We start from the raw sequence: 222 nt of genomic DNA, 5'->3' as shown, positions 1-222 counted from the left end.
CGCTGGGTCAGTTCGGCGATCGCGTTCAGCCGCTCCAGTGGCGAACCGCCGGCGCGAAAAATATCCAGATCGCTGGAAACTACCTGCGTGTTGAGACGAACCGTGGTGGCGGTGAAATCGAAGGGCATTTCGGCGCGTCCGCCGTCTGTCTCGCGGATGCGGGAAAGCAGTTTGCGCAGATTGAGCCGCGCCAGATCAGCTTCGACGTCATTCCATAGAAAC

Annotated in this window: 1 pseudogene; it reads right to left on the bottom strand. The window is 59.9% G+C overall.

The window, feature by feature from the left end:
- Positions 1-222: pseudogene (locus tag AF337_RS10815) on the bottom strand (peptide antibiotic resistance protein); the annotation flags it as partial.

This window comes from Rhizobium ecuadorense, from assembly GCF_001187535.1.
Lineage (GTDB): Bacteria > Pseudomonadota > Alphaproteobacteria > Rhizobiales > Rhizobiaceae > Rhizobium > Rhizobium ecuadorense.
Note: the sequence above shows the minus strand (reverse complement) of the source record. Positions and strands in the feature narration are given on the sequence as shown.